Raw genomic sequence first — 12,974 nt, 5'->3', positions numbered from 1 at the left:
ATGTCCGACTCTCCCCAGAACGCCGCGTCCGACGTCGAAGGTTCGACGCTGGTCAAGGACGCCGACGTACAGCAGAGCGCGCAGCCGCATCACAGTTGGCTCAACCGTCTGTACACCGGTACCGGTGCTTTCGAGGTCGTCGGACGTCGACGGTTCTACTACATCCTGACCGGTGCCATCGTGCTGATCTGTCTCCTCAGCATGGTCTTCCGCGGCTTCACCCTCGGCATCGATTTCGAGGGTGGTACCCGGATTCAGCTCCCGGCCGCCGACAACGTCAGCACCGAACAGGTCGAGACGATCTTCTCGGACACTCTCGGCTTCGAACCGGTGTCGGTGCAGACCGTGGGCTCGGGCGCGGCTGCCACCGTGCAGGTCCGTTCCGAGGCGCTCGACGCAGGTCAGGTCGACTCCGTCAAGACGGCGTTGTTCGACGCGTTCGAGCCCGTCGACGGCAGCGGAACGGCGACTCCGAACGCGATCAGCGTGTCCGACGTCAGTGAGACGTGGGGTGGTCAGATCACGCAGAAGGCGTTGATCGCGCTCGTCGTGTTCCTGGTGATCGTCAGTATCTACATCTCGATTCGATACGAACGGGACATGGCGTTGGCAGCTCTCGCCGCGCTCGGATTCGACCTGTTGGTGACCGCGGGTGTCTACTCCCTCGTCGGCTTCGAGGTGACGCCCGCGACGGTCATCGGCTTGCTCACGATCCTCGGTTTCTCGCTGTACGACTCGGTCGTCGTGTTCGACAAGGTCGAGGAGAACACCCGCGGGATCCTCCATCTGAACCGCAAGACGTACGCGGAGCAGGCCAACCTGGCGGTCAATCAGACGCTGATGCGCTCGATCAACACCACCGTCATCGGTGTGCTGCCCGTGCTGGCGTTGATGATCGTCGCCGTCTGGTTGCTCGGAGTCGGAACGCTGAAGGACCTGGCGCTGGTGCAGCTCGTCGGCATGATCGTCGGTGCGTACTCGTCGATCTTCTTCGCAACGCCGCTTCTGGTGACGTTGAAGGAGAAGTGGGGCCCCGTCGCCGCGCACACCAAGAAGGTGCTGGCCAAGCGTGCCGAAGCAGCGCAGCGCACCGGTGGCGCAGTGCCGGCCGCGGCGGTCGCGTCGAAGACTCCTGCACCGGCGACGCCGGTGCCCGGCTCGCGGCCGACCGGAAAGCGCAACAAGAAGAGGCGTTGATGCACGTACGGGTCGGGGTGGCACGCACAACGGCGGCAGCGGTGGCTGCCGTCGTCGGCGTGTCGGTGGTTGCTGGTTGCTCGGCACCCGAGGATCAGGTTCCGTCCATCGGATACGCGCTCGACAATGTCGTCACCACGTACAACGCTCGCACGGTCGACGGAGCGGCTTCCGGTGCGCGACAAGCGTTTCCGCGAGTGCAGACGGGTTTCGGCTACCTGGGTCCGGAAGGTGAGGCCCTCGCGGACAACGACATCGGCAGTGCCGTCGTCGTTCCGGGTGACGTGCTGACCGTTCGGTACGTCATCGCCCCGCAGGCCGTCTACTCCGACGGCGTGCCGATGACGTGCGACGACCTGGTGCTCACCTGGGCCGCGAACAGTGGACGCTTCGTTGCGGGCGCGAACGATCTTCCACTGTTCGATGCCGCGTCCACGGCTGGATACAAGGACATCGACCAGGTCGCCTGTGCGGCAGGGGCCAAGGAGGCCACGGTCACGTTCCGGGCCGGACGCTCCTACACGGACTGGCGATCTCTGTTCGGCGCCACCGACATCTTGCCCGCGCACGTCGCGGCCCGGGTCGGTGGTGTCCCCGACGTTGTGACGCCGTTGGCTTCGGGTGACATGGATGCGATCTCGCGCATCGCGGATTTCTGGAACACCGGGTGGAATCTCACGCCCGGTGCGATCGACACGTCGTTGCTGCCGTCGAACGGGCCGTACCGTGTCGATTCGTACACCGACGACGGTGGTCTCGTACTGGTAGCCAACGACAAATGGTGGGGAATCGCGCCCGCAACCGAGCGGATCGTCGTGTGGCCCAAGGGAACCGACATCCAAGCTCGCGCCGACGCGGACGAACTCGAAGTTCTCGACCAGGGCGCGGGAAACACCGTGCCGTCAGACGGCTTCGCCAGTACCGATTTTCCGTCCACCGGCGTCGAACAGTTGACCTTCGCGACGAGCGGGACGCTCGCACCGTCGGCCGCACGTCGTGCGATCGCTCTGTGCACCCCCAGACAGCCGCTGTTCGACAGTCACGGACACCCCGGGTTCGACGACACCACCGGAGTGGGTTCCGGCGTCGTGGATTCACGTCTCGTCGGTCCGAGCGATCTGTTCTACCCGCCGGTCGCAGCCACGGCCGCCGGCCGATTCCGTCAACCCGACACCGCGACCGCAACCGCCGAACTCGACGGTGCGGGAATCGGCGATCTCGTCGTGCGCATCGGCTATCTCGCCCCTGATCCACGTCGCGCACAGATCGTCGCCGATATCGCGGCAGCCTGTGCACCGGCCGGAATCACCGTGCAGGACGCGGGATCCCCTCAGTTCTCGCCGACTTCGCTGCGCGCAGGATCGGTCGACGCGGTCCTGGGGTCGACGGCGTCTGCGTCGGGCGCTGCAGGATCCGTGTCCGAGGCGACTGCACACGACAGTCTGCACAGCGGTGCGGGCAGCAACGTCGGGGGATACGCCGGCGGCAGAATCGATGCGATCGTCGATCAGCTTTCGGTGGAGACCTCGAACGCGTCGCGTCTGTCGCTGCAGACCGAGGGGGAGAACATCCTCTGGAACGACATGCCGTCGCTGCCGCTGTACAACGCCCCGCGGACGCTGGCCGTCGCCGAAGGCATGGACAACGTCGTCGTCAATCCGACGGCGGCGGGTGCGGGCTGGAACATGGACCGATGGATACTTCTTCGGTGAGTAGACACAGCGAGACTTCCGTTACGAGCCGGAGTGCGGCAGCGGCGAACATCGATCGCCTCGTGCGCTGGGCGGACGACTTTCCCACTGCAGGCGTGCGATTCGCCGACCTGACGCCGGTGCTCGCCGACGCGGACGGGTTGGCGAGCATCGTCGACGAGATGGCCGCCGCGGGTCAGGGCGCCGACCTCGTCGCCGGCATCGACGCGCGGGGATTCCTGCTGGGAGCGGGTATCGCCCTGGCGCTCGGGTCCGGTGTTCTCGCGATGCGCAAAGCCGGAAAACTGCCGCCGCCCGTGGTCTCGCAGAGGTACGAACTCGAATACGGCACAGCCGAATTGGAGATTCCCGAGGCGATCGACGTGTCAGGTCGCAGGATCCTCGTCGTCGACGACGTTCTCGCCACCGGAGGCACCATCGCCGCCGCAGCCGAGCTTCTTCGGAAACGAGGTGCCGAAGTGGTCGGCGCCGCGGTCGTGCTGGAGATCTCCGCGCTCGGCGGACGCGCCCGGTGCGACGGGTACCCGCTCACCTGCCTCCGGAGAGTGTGAGGACTAAAGTTGTCCCATACTGCGTCTCTCACGGCACGAGTGCGAGACGCAGACAACGCGGCAGGAGGCGATCACTGTGACCCGTTACGTCGACCAACCCTTGCCCGAACGGTCCGAGACGACGACCGAGAACAACGAGGCAACGGTGCAGTCCCCGAGCACCCCGGCGCCGACCACCGGTAGAAGTACGCCCGCGGTCCCGACGTCGGCATCGAGGCGTGTCCGCGCGCGGTTGGCGAGGCGCATCACCGCAGGCCGCAACGCAGCGGTCAAACCGGTGCTCGAGCCATTGGTGAGTCTGCACCGGGAGCTCTATCCCAAGGCCGATCTCGCGCTGTTGCAACGCGCTTACGACGTCGCCGACGAACGACACGCGTCGCAGATGCGCAAGAGCGGCGATCCCTACATCACCCATCCGCTGGCCGTGGCGAACATTCTCGCGGAACTGGGAATGGACACGACGACGCTCGTCGCCGCGCTGTTGCACGACACCGTCGAGGACACCGGGTACTCGCTGACCCAGCTGACCGACGAGTTCGGTGAGGAGGTCGCGCACCTGGTCGACGGCGTCACCAAGCTCGACAAGGTCGTCCTCGGAACGGCAGCCGAAGGCGAGACCATCCGCAAGATGATCATCGCGATGGCCCGCGACCCGCGAGTGCTGGTCATCAAGGTCGCCGACCGTCTGCACAACATGCGCACGATGCGTTTCCTGCCGCCGGAGAAGCAGGCGCGCAAGGCGAAGGAGACGCTCGAGGTCATCGCGCCGCTCGCCCACCGGCTCGGTATGGCGACGGTCAAATGGGAACTCGAGGATCTCGCGTTCGCTATCCTGCACCCGAAGAAGTACGACGAGATCGTGCGCCTGGTCGCCGACCGAGCACCATCCCGGGACACGTACCTCGAGAAGGTGCGCGCCGAGATCAACGCGTCGCTGTCGGCGTCGCGGATCAGTGCCGTGGTCGAAGGACGTCCCAAGCACTATTGGTCGATCTACCAGAAGATGATCGTCAAGGGCCGCGACTTCGACGACATTCACGACCTCGTCGGTGTCCGGATCCTGTGCGACGAGATTCGCGACTGCTATGCGGCTGTGGGCGTCGTCCATTCGCTGTGGCAGCCGATGGCCGGACGGTTCAAGGACTACATCGCGCAGCCGCGCTACGGCGTCTACCAGTCGCTGCACACCACGGTCGTCGGGCCGGAGGGCAAGCCGCTCGAGGTGCAGATCCGTACCCGCGACATGCACCGGACCGCCGAGTTCGGCATCGCCGCGCACTGGCGATACAAGGAGACACGCGGCAAGCACGGCAGCGACAACGCCGAGGTCGACGACATGGCGTGGATGCGTCAGCTGCTCGACTGGCAGCGTGAAGCCGCGGACCCGGGCGAGTTCCTGGAATCGCTACGCTACGACCTCGCGGTCAAGGAGATCTTCGTCTTCACTCCCAAGGGAGACGTCGTGACGCTGCCGGCAGGCTCGTGCCCGGTCGACTTCGCGTACGCCGTGCACACCGAGGTCGGACACCGATGTATCGGTGCTCGCGTCAACGGCAGGCTCGTCGCGTTGGAACGCACGTTGGACAACGGTGAGGTCGTCGAGGTCTTCACATCGAAGGCGGTCAACGCCGGTCCGAGCCGCGACTGGCAGGGATTCGTCGTCTCACCGCGTGCCAAGACCAAGATTCGGCAGTGGTTCGCCAAGGAGCGTCGTGAAGAGGCGCTCGAGGCGGGCAAGGACGCCATCGCCAAGGAAGTCCGCCGAGGCGGATTGCCGCTGCAGCGGCTCATGAACGCCGAGTCGATGTCGGCCATCGCACACGAACTGCGCTACGTCGACGTCTCGGCGCTGTACACGGCCGTCGGCGAGAGTCATGTGTCGGCGCAGCACGTGGTGCAGCGACTGGTCGCTCATCTGGGTGGCGTCGGTGACGTCGAGGAGGAACTCGCCGAGCGCGCCACGCTGTCGACCATTCCGACGCGACCCCGTCACGTCGGCGATGCAGGTGTGCTGGTGTCCGGGACCGAGGGTGTCGTCGCCAAGTTGGCGAAGTGCTGCACGCCCGTTCCCGGAGACGAAATTCTCGGCTTCGTCACGCGCGGTGGATCGGTCAGCGTGCACCGCACCGACTGCACCAATGCGAAATCGCTCGGTGAGCAGTCGGAGCGGTTCATCGACGTCGAATGGGCGCCGTCCGCATCGTCGGTGTTCCTCGTCGCGATCCAGATCGAGGCACTGGACAGGCACCGCTTGCTGTCCGACGTCACAAAGGCACTCGCCGACGAGAAGGTCAACATCCTGTCGGCGTCGGTGGCGACGTCGGGCGACCGCGTGGCGATCAGCAAGTTCACCTTCGAGATGGGCGACCCGAAGCATCTGGGTCATGTGCTGAACGTCGTGCGCAACGTCGAGGGTGTCTACGACGTGTATCGGTTGACCTCGGCGGCTTAGGCGCTTCGCGCTCGTGAGTGAAAATGTATAGCCCGCTATACATTTTCACTCACGAGCCGCTAGGCAGCGGTCACGGTCTCCAGCGTGACCTCGGCGTTCGGCGCACCGTCGCCACCGGGCGTCGCGACACCTGCGGCCGCGACCTTGTCGAGCGTCGCGAGTCCCTGCTCGGAGATGGTGCCGAACACCGTGTACTGCGGAGGCAGCACCGAATCCGCGTACACGAGGAAGAACTGGCTTCCGTTCGTGTCCGGGCCTGCGTTGGCCATGGCGACGGTTCCGCGCGGATAGACGACAGGCTGCGATGCCGCGGGATCGCCCGCGGGGTAGGCCGTCGTCGGGTACTCGTTCGCGAACTCGTACCCGGGTCCTCGGTTGCCCTGGCCCGACGGGTCGCCGCACTGCAGGACCTGGAGCCCGGGTGACGTCGTCAGCCGATGGCACGAGGTGTCGTCGAAGTAGCTCTGCGACGCCAGACTGGTGAAGCTGTTGACCGTGCACGGAGCTTCGGTGCGGTCGAGGGTGAGTTCGATCGGGCCCTGCGACGTCGTGATCGCGACGTCGACGACGCCCTCCGTCGACACACCGCTCGTAGCAGGCGCCGTGTTGTCCTTGATGGCCGGAGTCGCCTCGGGGTAGTCGCACGTCGTGGTCGACGCCTCGGCGGTCGGCACGGCAGGCAATGCACCGAACCGGCTGAGGTCCAACTGTTGCTGGGTCGTCGGCGCGGCCGACGTCGAGGAGACGGCCGATGCTGCCGTCGTCGAGGTCGCCGTGTCGGACGAGTCGGACGAACATCCGGCGACGAGGAGCGCAACCGCTGCCCCGGCCAGGATCACAGGTGACGTTCGTCGCATCACAGGTCACTCACCATCGACGTGATGTCCACGGGCAGTGCGGGCTTGCCGTCCTGGGCGCCGCCTTCGACGCCGCCTGCTGCGATCTTGTCCAAGGTCTGCAATCCTGTCTCGTCGATGGTGCCGAACACGGTGTACGCGGGCGGCAGCGTCGAGTCGCCGTAGACGAGGAAGAACTGGCTGCCGTTGGTGCCCGGCCCGGCGTTGGCCATCGCTATGGTGCCACGCGGATACGTGATCGGCTCGTCGGCTGCGGCGTCGCCCTCGGCGAACTGATCCGCGGGGAACTCGTCGGCGAACTCGTACCCGGGTCCGCCCATGCCGGTACCGGCCGGATCGCCGCACTGCAGCACGCTCAGCGCCGCGCTCGTCGTGAGTCGGTGGCACGACGTCCCGTCGAAGTAGCCCTGATTGGCCAGCGAGACGAAGCTGTTCACCGTGCACGGGGACTGCGGGTTGTTCAGCGTGAGGCCGATGTTTCCCTGCGACGTCGCCATGCTGTAGCTGAGCGGCTCGTCCGACGTCGGTACGCCGTCGGTGCGCGGGGGAGTGTTCTCCTTCGCCGCGGGCTGCGCAGATGCGGGGTACGCGCACGTCACGGTCTCGGGGAGCGCCTCGGACCTGCCGTCGGCGATCAGCGTGGCGGACGACGGTGTGTCGGAGGCGGCCGTCGTGTCCGTGTCCTCCCCTCGGGTCAGTGCGAAGACCACGGCGACCACACCGACCACGACGACGACGCCCAGTACGGATCCTGCGATCGTCAGCTGCTTGCGCTTCTTCGCACGCTCGGCGCGGCGTTCGAGCTGGCGCTCGAGCTTCCTCTTCGCCGCCTCACGCCGCTGCTCGTTGCTGGGCACTGTCGGTATCCTCCTGCTTGTCCAGGGCCTGAACCGGCCGTCAGTGAGTGTGCCATTACATCCTGAGAACACACTGACGGGTATCACAGGAGCGGTACTCGCGGCACGCCCGACGGGTGGACCGGTTTACTGTGGACGAAATACCAGGCCGCAACCGTTTAGGAGCTAGCGCTGTGCTCGTCACCGGATTCCCGGCGGGGATGTTCCAGACCAATTGCTACATCCTCGCGCACGACGGCGCGAGCGAGTGCGTCGTCGTCGATCCCGGCCAGGATGCCGCGGAACCACTGATCGAGTTCCTGAACTCGTCGTCGCTGACGCCTGTCGCGGTGTTGTTGACGCACGGACATCTCGACCACACGTGGTCCGTCGCGCCCGTGTGCGACAAGTTCGGCATTCCGGCGTACATCCACGACGACGACCGCTTCATGCTGTCCGATCCGCTGCGGGGAACCGGTCCGACTCTGGCTGCACTGCTGGGTGACGCGGAATTCCACGAACCGGAGGCGGTCGAGCTCCTCGTCGGCGGCGGGACGCTGGAGTTGGCGGGCATCACGTTCGGAGTGCTGCATACGCCCGGACACACCCAGGGTTCGGTGGTGTTCACGACCGAGGTCGACACGCCGGACGGCACCGCGACGATCGCGTTGACGGGCGACACACTGTTCGCCGGTTCGATCGGGCGAACAGATCTGCCCGGTGGCAACCACGAGCAGCTTCTGACATCGATCGCCACCACGCTGTTGCCGCTGTCCGACGACACCGTGATCCTGCCCGGCCACGGTGGGCAGAGTTCCATCGGTCAGGAACGGGCGTCGAATCCCTTTCTCGTTGGACTGTCGGGCACCGAACAAGGAACACTGTGACCGTGAGCAAGCCGTCTACATTCTCTGCGCCCAAGGGCATCCCCGATTACGTTCCCCCGAACTCGGCCGAGTTCGTCGCCGTGCGCGAGGGCCTTCTGACCGCCGCCCGCAATGCCGGGTACGGGCACATCGAACTTCCGATCTTCGAGGACACAGGGCTGTTCGCGCGTGGCGTCGGTGAGTCGACCGACGTCGTCAGCAAGGAGATGTACACGTTCGCCGACCGCGGCGACAGGTCCGTCACGCTGCGCCCGGAAGGCACTGCGGGCGTGATGCGCGCGGTGATCGAGCACGGTCTCGACCGCGGCGCCCTGCCGGTGAAGCTGGCCTACGCCGGCCCGTTCTTCCGGTACGAACGTCCGCAGGCTGGTCGCTACCGGCAGCTGCAGCAGGTCGGTGTCGAGGCGATCGGCGTCGACGATCCAGCTCTCGACGCCGAGGTGATCGCCGTGGCGGACACCGGATTTCGCAGCCTCGGCCTGACCGACTTCCGGCTGGAGGTCACCTCGCTCGGCGACGACACGTGTCGGCCGCAGTACCGAGAGTTGTTGCAGGAGTTCCTGTTCGCGCTGCCGCTCGACGCGGATACTCGTAAGCGCGCCGAGATCAATCCGCTGCGCGTGCTCGACGACAAGCGGCCCGACGTACGTCAGATGACGGCCGACGCACCGCTCATGCTCGATCACCTGTCCGAGACCGCCAAGGCGCACTTCGACGAGGTCCTCGGGCATCTCGACGCATTGAAGGTGCCGTACGTCGTCAACCCGCGCATGGTGCGCGGTCTCGACTACTACACGAAGACGACGTTCGAGTTCGTGCACGACGGCCTCGGGGCCCAGTCCGGTATCGGCGGCGGCGGACGTTACGACGGCCTGATGGCACAACTCGGTGGTCAGGAATTGTCCGGCATCGGATTCGGGCTCGGCGTCGACCGCACGATGCTCGCACTCGCCGCCGAAGGCAAGTCGGCCGGCTCGCCTGCACGTTGTGCAGTCTTCGGTGTTCCGCTCGGCGCCGAGGCGAAGGCGCAGATCGTCGCTGTCGCAGGACAATTGCGCGGCAAGGGAATCAGCGTCGACCTGGCGTACGGCAACAGGGGAGTGAAGGGCGCCATGAAGGCCGCCGACCGCTCCGGTGCCCGATTCGCACTCGTTCTGGGCGACAAGGAACTCGCCGAGCAGGTCGTCGTCGTCAAGGACCTCGCGAACGGTGAGCAGAAGGAAATTCCCCTGTCCGACGTCGTCGCCACCCTGGAGGCCGAGCTTGTCGGCTGACGGCCAGGACGGCGATCGCGTCGACCTGGATCTCGTTCCCGTGGAACTGATCGCGCCTCGGCTGCGCAAGGTCGCGATCGGTTCCGTCGTCGTGGGCGTGGTGCTCGCCCTGATCGCGAGTTTCTTTCTGCCCGTTGTGGTTGCGGTGGTTCTGGGCGTCGTCGTCGCGGTGCCGACGGCCGGATCGGCCTGGGTCGGGCTGCGTCGTCGAACATGGTTGACGGGCAGTGTGATTCGAGCACGCGGCGCGGTACGCACACGGGCGCTCGAGGTCCCGAAACTCGTCTCCGCCGAGGTTCAGGTCCGCACCGCGCGAATCGACCAGATCTCACTCCGCTTGTACGACGGCCGAACTCGGATCACCGTGCCGCTCGCGCTCTACACCAAGGGTGGTGGCCGCGAGCTTCCGATCCTGTCGCTGCGCAAGCTCGCCGACGCGTTGTGGACCAGCGAATTGGTGCCGGCCGCGGCGATCGCGTCGGTGCTCGTCGACCAGTTGAAGGCGGAGGCGCGAGACGCCGGACTCGACGAGCGTCCGCTGTTCCGTGCCGTCGAACTGGTGAGGGAAGCGGGTCGAACTCCGATCGCCACCCTCACCGACCGCGAGGTCGCCGAACTGACGGCCTAGGTCACCAGGAATGCGTCCAGGACAACGGCTTCCGCGGACCTGGACCCCGACGTGACGACGAGTGCACGGTTCAGATAGCCGAACTGTGGGACCGACGTGGAGATGTCGAGTGTGCCGCGGAAGTAGTACGTCGCCGGATCTACTTCCTCGGTGCCGTTCAGCGATTCGATGACGTCCGCCGGGCCGAACTGCAGGCCGCGGTAGGACAGTGAAAGATACCCTCCGACAGTCAATTCGAGTGTCAGCTCGGTACTGAATTCGGTGCAACCGTCCGGGCGGGTGATGCCGACGACGGACGCCGACCCTGCGAGTGTTCCCTCGATGTCCGGTCCCGGAGCCGCGCCCCCGAGGATCGGTGTCACGATGCGTTCGCCGGTGGGGACGGTGCCGACGTCGATCGGGGCGCCGAGCGTGAGCCCGAGGCGCAGAATCGGTTCGAGCGTAGGGGCAATGGGTGCAGTCACGTGGGGGAACGCTCCTCGGGGGCGACGAAAGGGATCGTCTACACGCTATCTTCCCCGCCGTGCTCGTGACGCCTTGACATGACCTAGAACAAATGTTCGACTAGTCGGCATGCGATGGTCCGGTCAGACGCTCGACGCCGCCGACGAGGGTGCGCTTCCCGGATTGGAGCGGTCTGGGTTGGTGCGCAGTGTGCAGACTCCGGAATTCGAGGGCATCACGTTCCACGAAGTGCTGTGCAAGAGCGCGCTCAACAAGATCACCGGTGACGCGTCATTGCCGTTCACCTGGACCATCAATCCTGCACGCGGATGCTCGCACGCGTGCCGCTACTGCTTCGCCCGGCCGACGCACGAGTACCTCGATCTCGACGCAGGCACGGATTTCGACAGTCAGATCGTCGTCAAGACCAACATTGCCGCGGTCCTGCGCAAGGAGCTCGCGCGTCGATCGTGGAAGCGTGAGCCGGTTGCTCTCGGTACCAACACCGACCCCTATCAGCGGGCGGAAGGGCGATATCGGTTGATGCCGGGCATCATTCGCGCTCTCGCGGAATCCGGCACGCCGTTCTCGATTCTGACCAAGGGCACTCTGCTGCGTCGCGATCTGCCGTTGTTGACGTTGGCTGCGCAACAGGTCGACGTTCGCATCAACGTCAGTCTCGCCATCCACGACGCGGATCTGCAGAAGCAGATCGAGCCGGGTACGCCGAGCCCGAAGGCACGTCTGGAACTGATCCGAGCTGTGCGTGACGCGGGTCTGTCCTGCGGCGTCATGGTCGCCCCTGTCATACCGTTCCTCACCGACGGCGCCCGCCAGCTCGACGCCCTGTTCGCCGCGCTCGCCGACGCAGGCGCCACCTCGGTCACCGCGATGCCGATGCATCTGAGGTCGTCGACGAAGGACTGGTTCCTGTCGTGGCTCGCAGAGCAGCACCCGGCCCTCGTACGGCGATACCGCCAGTTGTACGGGCACGGGGCCTACGTGACACCGGAATACAAAGCGTGGCTCCGTCAACGCATCGATCCGCTGCTCGATCAGCACGGGTTCGGCACCGGTGAGTCACGGTCGATGCCCGAGAACGTGCCCGCGGACCCAGGCCCCGGTGCCGATGTGCGAACGCCTGCGCTGACGCTCTTCTAGCGCGCCAGGGCAGGTGGGTTGTTCAGGTCGCGGGCCGAGAAGGTGTCGCAAGCCGCCACCTGGCCCGTGCGGTAGCCGGAGAGGAACCACTGCTGACGCTGCTCGGACGATCCGTGCGTCCACCCTTCCGGATTCACTCTGCCGCTCGACGCCTCCTGGATACGGTCGTCGCCGACCGACGATGCGGCGGACAAGGCGTCGGAGATGTCGGTGTCGGTGAGGGGCTCGAGGAACGGCTGACCGGTGTTCGGATCCTCGATGATGGCGGCGTGGTGTGCCCACACGCCTGCGTAGCAGTCGGCCTGCAGTTCGACGCGCACCGCACCGGATTGGGCGCCCTGCGGATCGGCTTGTGCGCGGCCGATGTCGCCCAGCTGGTTCTGAATGTGGTGACCGACCTCGTGCGCGACGACGTACTCCTGTGCCAGCGGGCCGCCGCTGGAGCCGAACCGGTCGACGAGCACCTGGAAGAAGCTGGTGTCGAAGTACGCCGTCGAATCGGCAGGGCAGTAGAAGGGGCCGACGGCGCTGGTCGCGTTGCCGCAGCCTGTGTTGATCGACCCGCTGAACAGTCGAACGGCAGGCTGGACGTAGGCGACGCCGGTCTGCGGCCCGAGCTGCGATTCCCAGACGGTGTCGAGGCTGCCGACCGTGAAGTTCACCCGGCAATCGACGTTCGCGTTCGCGTCGGCGCCGGTCTCGCAGTTCTCGAGAGTTCCCGAGCCGTCGTATTGACCAGCGTTGTCCGTCGACCCGCTCAACTGACCGAGAAGAGATCCGGGATCTCCGCCGAACAGCAGAGCGAGAACGAGGATGACGAGTCCGCCCGCACCGCCGCCCAGTGCGATCTTGCCGCCGCGACCGCCGCCGCCTCCGCCGACCGACACCCGGCCGGGCTGCATCCTTGCGCCTTCTCTGAACGTCATCTCAGGTGTCCTTCCGGGGAAGAACCTCGTGCGAGACGAGGTGTCGTGG

The 12,974-nt window shown here is 66.0% G+C and carries 12 protein-coding genes; 8 read left to right on the top strand and 4 right to left on the bottom strand.

Annotation, left to right across the window (positions count from 1 at the left end):
• The 4 genes from secF (at nucleotide 1) to CHB96_RS01030 (ending at nucleotide 5,912) form a co-directional block, all read left to right on the top strand.
• Nucleotides 1-1,197, top strand: coding sequence for a protein translocase subunit SecF (secF, locus tag CHB96_RS01045; RefSeq protein ID WP_089242718.1), 1,197 nt, complete (start codon nucleotides 1-3; stop codon nucleotides 1,195-1,197).
• Nucleotides 1,197-2,909: an ABC transporter substrate-binding protein gene (locus tag CHB96_RS01040; RefSeq protein WP_089242717.1), complete on the top strand. Its 1,713-nt coding sequence runs from the start codon at nucleotides 1,197-1,199 to the stop codon at nucleotides 2,907-2,909. The genes secF and CHB96_RS01040 overlap by 1 nt, the downstream gene beginning before the upstream one ends.
• Nucleotides 2,891-3,460, top strand: a complete 570-nt coding sequence (locus tag CHB96_RS01035) for an adenine phosphoribosyltransferase (protein WP_089242716.1) — start codon at nucleotides 2,891-2,893, stop codon at nucleotides 3,458-3,460. Before CHB96_RS01040 ends, CHB96_RS01035 begins: the two co-directional genes overlap by 19 nt.
• A 145-nt stretch (nucleotides 3,461-3,605) precedes the next feature.
• Nucleotides 3,606-5,912 (top strand): RelA/SpoT family protein, encoded by a 2,307-nt coding sequence (locus tag CHB96_RS01030; RefSeq protein WP_176444099.1) that lies wholly within the window; start codon nucleotides 3,606-3,608, stop codon nucleotides 5,910-5,912.
• Between the two features lie 59 nt (nucleotides 5,913-5,971).
• On the opposite strand, the gene CHB96_RS01025 is transcribed toward CHB96_RS01030, so the two are convergent.
• Together CHB96_RS01025 and CHB96_RS01020 are read right to left on the bottom strand one after the other, a co-directional pair.
• A complete protein-coding gene (locus CHB96_RS01025) occupies nucleotides 5,972-6,769 on the bottom strand; it encodes a peptidylprolyl isomerase (RefSeq protein WP_089242714.1) in 798 nt (265 codons plus the stop codon).
• Nucleotides 6,769-7,626 carry a peptidylprolyl isomerase gene (locus tag CHB96_RS01020; RefSeq protein ID WP_089242713.1) on the bottom strand — a complete coding sequence of 286 codons (858 nt, stop codon included), beginning with the start codon at nucleotides 7,624-7,626 and terminating at the stop codon, nucleotides 6,769-6,771. The genes CHB96_RS01025 and CHB96_RS01020 overlap by 1 nt, the downstream gene beginning before the upstream one ends.
• Nucleotides 7,627-7,799: 173 nt before the next feature.
• Between CHB96_RS01020 and CHB96_RS01015 the strand changes: the two genes are divergently transcribed.
• The 3 genes from CHB96_RS01015 to CHB96_RS01005 are packed head-to-tail and all read left to right on the top strand — an operon-like array spanning nucleotide 7,800 to nucleotide 10,394.
• Entirely contained in the window at nucleotides 7,800-8,492 is a 693-nt protein-coding gene (locus CHB96_RS01015) for an MBL fold metallo-hydrolase (protein ID WP_089242712.1), read from the top strand.
• A gap of 2 nt (nucleotides 8,493-8,494) precedes the next feature.
• A complete protein-coding gene (gene hisS / locus CHB96_RS01010) occupies nucleotides 8,495-9,766 on the top strand; it encodes a histidine--tRNA ligase (protein WP_089243031.1) in 1,272 nt (423 codons plus the stop codon).
• Complete coding sequence (locus tag CHB96_RS01005) at nucleotides 9,756-10,394, top strand: hypothetical protein (RefSeq protein WP_089242711.1); 639 nt, start codon at nucleotides 9,756-9,758, stop codon at nucleotides 10,392-10,394. Before hisS ends, CHB96_RS01005 begins: the two co-directional genes overlap by 11 nt.
• On the opposite strand, the gene CHB96_RS01000 is transcribed toward CHB96_RS01005, so the two are convergent.
• Nucleotides 10,391-10,858 (bottom strand): DUF3237 family protein, encoded by a 468-nt coding sequence (locus CHB96_RS01000; RefSeq protein ID WP_089242710.1) that lies wholly within the window; start codon nucleotides 10,856-10,858, stop codon nucleotides 10,391-10,393. The genes CHB96_RS01005 and CHB96_RS01000 overlap by 4 nt on opposite strands.
• Nucleotides 10,859-10,967: 109 nt before the next feature.
• Between CHB96_RS01000 and CHB96_RS00995 the strand changes: the two genes are divergently transcribed.
• Complete coding sequence (locus CHB96_RS00995) at nucleotides 10,968-11,999, top strand: Rv2578c family radical SAM protein (RefSeq protein WP_089242709.1); 1,032 nt, start codon at nucleotides 10,968-10,970, stop codon at nucleotides 11,997-11,999.
• Here the strand turns inward: CHB96_RS00995 and ypfJ are convergent.
• Nucleotides 11,996-12,925 (bottom strand): KPN_02809 family neutral zinc metallopeptidase, encoded by a 930-nt coding sequence (gene ypfJ / locus CHB96_RS00990; RefSeq protein WP_089242708.1) that lies wholly within the window; start codon nucleotides 12,923-12,925, stop codon nucleotides 11,996-11,998. The two genes, CHB96_RS00995 and ypfJ, sit on opposite strands and share 4 nt — an antisense overlap.
• Nucleotides 12,926-12,974: the final 49 nt, after the last annotated feature.

The organism is Rhodococcoides kyotonense (assembly GCF_900188125.1).
GTDB lineage: Bacteria > Actinomycetota > Actinomycetes > Mycobacteriales > Mycobacteriaceae > Rhodococcoides > Rhodococcoides kyotonense.
This window is presented reverse-complemented; position numbering and strand designations above follow the sequence as displayed.